Annotated in this window: 4 protein-coding genes; all 4 read left to right on the forward strand. The window is 71.5% G+C overall.

Going from position 1 to position 3,113, the window contains the following annotated elements:
• Positions 1-92 precede the first annotated feature (92 nt).
• The 4 genes from ruvC to yajC all read left to right on the forward strand — a co-directional run bounded on the left by ruvC (position 93) and on the right by yajC (position 3,099).
• Positions 93-695, forward strand: coding sequence for a crossover junction endodeoxyribonuclease RuvC (ruvC, locus tag ACWGIG_RS38130; RefSeq protein WP_453326314.1), 603 nt, complete (start codon positions 93-95; stop codon positions 693-695).
• Positions 692-1,321: a Holliday junction branch migration protein RuvA gene (gene ruvA / locus ACWGIG_RS38135; protein WP_453326315.1), complete on the forward strand. Its 630-nt coding sequence runs from the start codon at positions 692-694 to the stop codon at positions 1,319-1,321. The genes ruvC and ruvA overlap by 4 nt, the downstream gene beginning before the upstream one ends.
• Before the next feature lie 53 nt (positions 1,322-1,374).
• A complete protein-coding gene (gene ruvB / locus ACWGIG_RS38140; protein WP_453326316.1) occupies positions 1,375-2,451 on the forward strand; it encodes a Holliday junction branch migration DNA helicase RuvB in 1,077 nt (358 codons plus the stop codon).
• 165 nt (positions 2,452-2,616) lie between these two features.
• Positions 2,617-3,099 carry a preprotein translocase subunit YajC gene (gene yajC, locus ACWGIG_RS38145; RefSeq protein ID WP_453326317.1) on the forward strand — a complete coding sequence of 161 codons (483 nt, stop codon included), beginning with the start codon at positions 2,617-2,619 and terminating at the stop codon, positions 3,097-3,099.
• Positions 3,100-3,113 lie beyond the last annotated feature (14 nt).

Genomic DNA, 3,113 nt, shown 5'->3' on the forward strand with positions numbered 1-3,113 from the left:
TCCCCGTCGGCCCGTCGCGTTGCCGGACCTGATTGTCAGTGCGAGCCGATAGCCTGCACAAACAGGTGAGCGAAGGCGAAGGAGGGGGCGGCGTGAGGGTGCTGGGCGTGGACCCGGGGCTGACCCGGTGCGGTGTCGGAGTGGTCGAGGGGGTGGCCGGACGCCCGCTGACCATGTGCGGGGTGGGTGTCGTACGGACGCCTGCCGACGCCGAGTTGGGGCTGCGCCTCGTCGCCATCGAGCAGGGCATCGAGCAGTGGCTCGACGACTACCGGCCCGAAGTCCTCGCCGTGGAGCGCGTGTTCAGCCAGCACAACGTGTCGACGGTGATGGGCACCGCCCAGGCCAGCGCCGTCGCCATGCTGTGCGCCTCCCGCCGCGGCATCCCCGTCGCCCTGCACACCCCCAGTGAGGTCAAGGCCGCCGTCAGCGGCAGTGGCCGCGCCGACAAGGCACAGGTCGGGGCGATGGTGACCCGGCTGCTGCGGCTCGACGCCCCGCCGAAACCGGCCGACGCCGCCGACGCCCTGGCCCTCGCCATCTGCCACATCTGGCGGGCCCCCGCGCAGAACCGGCTCCAGCAGGCGGTCGCCGCGCACAAGTCCCGTACGCCACAGGTCCGTCCAGCAAGCGCCGTCAGCACGACGAACACCGTCAGGACGGCAAGCCCCGTCAGGAGAGGCCGCACCTCATGATCGCCTTCGTCAGTGGCCCGGTGGCCGCCCTCGCTCCCAACACCGCGGTCATCGAGGTCGGCGGCGTCGGCATGGCCGTCCAGTGCACGCCGAACACGCTGTCCACCCTCCGGATGGGCAAGGAGGCCAAGCTCGCCACGTCCCTGGTCGTCCGGGAGGACTCGCTCACGCTCTACGGCTTCGCGGACGACGACGAGCGCCAGGTCTTCGAGCTGCTCCAGACCGCCAGCGGCGTCGGCCCCCGCCTCGCGCAGGCCATGCTCGCCGTGCACAGCCCCGACGCGCTGCGGCTCGCGGTGTCCACCGGTGACGAGAAGGCGCTCACCGCGGTTTCCGGCATCGGCAAGAAGGGGGCGCAGAAGCTACTCCTCGAACTGAAGGACCGGCTCGGCTCCCCGCTCGGCACCGGCGGCCAGCTCGGTGCCCAGCGCGTCGCGTCCGGCCCGGCCCCCTGGACCGAGCAGCTCGCCGCCGCGCTGATCGGCCTCGGGTACGCCTCCCGCGAGGCGGAGGAAGCGGTGGCGGCCGTCACCCCGCAGGCCGAGGCCGCCCTTGCCGAGGGCGCCCAGCCGCCGGTGCCGCAGCTGCTGCGCGCGGCACTCCAGACCCTCAACCGCGCCCGCTGACCCCGCAGCCGCAGCAGCCCACACGCGCCCCATCCGACCCGAGAGATCCGCACATGAACTGGGACGAGACCGGACCCGAAACCGACGCCGATCCGAGGCTGGTCGACTCCTTGGCCGACGGCGAGGACCAGGCGGTCGAGGCCGCTCTGCGCCCCAAGGACCTGGATGAATTCGTCGGACAGGAGAAGGTGCGCGAGCAGCTCGACCTGGTGCTGCGCGCGGCCCGCGCCCGCGGCGCCACCGCCGACCACGTCCTGCTCTCCGGCGCCCCCGGCCTCGGCAAGACCACCCTCTCCATGATCATCGCCGCCGAGATGGGCGCCCCGATCCGCATCACCAGCGGCCCGGCCATCCAGCACGCGGGCGACCTCGCCGCGATCCTCTCCTCCCTCCAGGAAGGAGAGGTCCTCTTCCTCGACGAGATCCACCGGATGTCCCGCCCGGCGGAGGAGATGCTCTACATGGCGATGGAGGACTTCCGCGTCGACGTCATCGTCGGCAAGGGCCCCGGCGCCACCGCCATCCCGCTGGAACTGCCCCCCTTCACCCTGGTCGGCGCCACCACCAGGGCCGGACTGCTGCCGCCGCCGCTGCGCGACCGCTTCGGCTTCACCGGGCACATGGAGTTCTACGAGCCGTCCGAGCTGGAGCGCGTCATCCACCGCTCGGCCCGCCTCCTCGACGTCGAGATCGGCGTCGACGGGGCTGCCGAGATCGCGGGCCGCTGCCGCGGCACCCCCCGCATCGCCAACCGGCTGCTGCGCCGGGTCCGCGACTACTCCCAGGTCAAGACGGAGGGCGGGATCATCGACAAGGAGATCGCGTCCGCCGCCCTCAAGGTGTACGAGGTGGACCAGCGCGGTCTCGACCGCCTCGACCGCGCGGTCCTCGGCGCGCTCCTCAAGCTCTTCGGCGGCGGACCGGTCGGCCTGTCCACCCTCGCCGTCGCCGTGGGGGAGGAGCGCGAGACCGTCGAGGAGGTCGCCGAGCCCTTCCTCGTACGAGAAGGCCTTCTGGCCAGAACACCGCGCGGCCGGGTCGCCACCCCCGCCGCCTGGGCCCACCTGGGACTCGTACCGCCACAGCAGGGCACCACGAAAGGCGGACAACCGGGTCTGTTCGGGACGTGACGGTGTGGAGGGTCGCCGGGTCAGGAACCCCGGTGCCATCCTGGACGTTGTTCCATTGACGCGGACTCGCTTAGACTCCGCCGATGCCGACCTTCCAGGTAGGCATGCCCACCCCCGTATATATGAGGCCGCTTCTGCGCGGTCGTGCGAAGGAAGTTCCGTCCCGTGAGTATCGTGACCCTCCTCCCCTTCATCGTGCTCATCGGGGCCATGTTCCTGATGACCCGGTCCGCCAAGAAGAAGCAGCAGGCCGCTGCGCAGATGCGCAACGAAATGCAGCCCGGCACCGGCGTGCGCACCATCGGCGGCATGTACGCCACGGTCAAGGAGGTTCACGACGACACGGTCCTTCTTGAGGTCGCCCCGGGCGTCCACGCCATCTACGCGAAGAACTCCATCGGTGCCGTCCTCGACGACGCCGAGTACAACCGCATCGTGCACGGCGAGTCCGCGGAGGACGCGGACGCCGAGCTCAAGTCCGACACCCCGGTCGTCCCCGACGACGCCTCGTCGCTGACCGGGTCGGACGACGACGCGGACGCGCCCCGCATCGACCTCGGCAAGAAGCCCGAGACGGACGAGCCGGCCGCCGACGCCGCCGCCGAGCCGAAGGACAAGAAGGCCGACGGCGAGGGCGACGCGAAGTAGTCACCTCCGCGGAC

The organism is Streptomyces sp. NPDC054863 (assembly GCF_053610825.1).

Coding starts and splice junctions, on each gene's coding strand:
- ruvA (WP_453326315.1), top strand. CDS start 692: ATGATCGCCTTCGTCAGTGGCCCGGTGGCCGCCCTCGCTCCCAACACC.
- ruvB (WP_453326316.1), top strand. CDS start 1,375: ATGAACTGGGACGAGACCGGACCCGAAACCGACGCCGATCCGAGGCTG.